The 605-nt window shown below is 69.3% G+C and carries 1 protein-coding gene; it reads left to right on the top strand.

The annotated features are described in order from the left end of the window. Nucleotides 1–170 precede the first annotated feature (170 nt). A partial coding sequence (locus PKE99_RS39340) for a cyclase family protein (protein WP_271215152.1) occupies nt 171–605 on the top strand: 435 nt, incomplete at its 3' end.

The raw sequence follows: 605 nt of genomic DNA on the forward strand, positions 1-605 counted from the left end.
TCGCAGATCTCCCGGTAATGGCGCCCCGGCGGGTTCAGCGTCGGAATACGGATCAGATCCTGCGTCAGCGCGATCAGGTCACCCCGACGGGCGGCGATTTCGGCGGCGAGGCGGGGGTGCAGATCGGGTTCCATGTTGCGGATCATAGGGACGCGGCCTAGCGTTTCGCAATGGACTGGATCGACCTTACCCGCCCGATGGACGAAACGCTGACGGTTTATGCGGAACCGGGCTATTCCGACCCGCCGTTCAGCGTTGCGCCGTGGTGCGACATTGCCGGGCAGGGCTATGCGGTGCAGCGGCTGGCGCTGGGCACGCAATGCGGCACCCATATCGACGCGCCGGCGCATATGGCGGAAGGCGGCGCCACGCTGGAGGCGCTGCCGGTTTCGGCGCTGGTCGGGCGTTACGTCACGCTGCGGCGGGGCGAGGTGCCCCAACGCGGCGCGGCGACGATCCTGTTCGTCGATGGCACGGTGGGGCCGATCACGCGGGCGGGGTTCGACGCTGCGCTGGCGCTGGGGTTCCCGGTCTGGGTCATGGCGGGCGGCTTGCAGGTGGCGGGGGAAAGGCCGCTGTTCCTGCACCGTGCATTGGCGCGTGCC

This window comes from Pseudonocardia halophobica (assembly GCF_027922425.1).
Taxonomy (GTDB): Bacteria; Actinomycetota; Actinomycetes; order Mycobacteriales; family Pseudonocardiaceae; genus Pseudonocardia; species Pseudonocardia halophobica.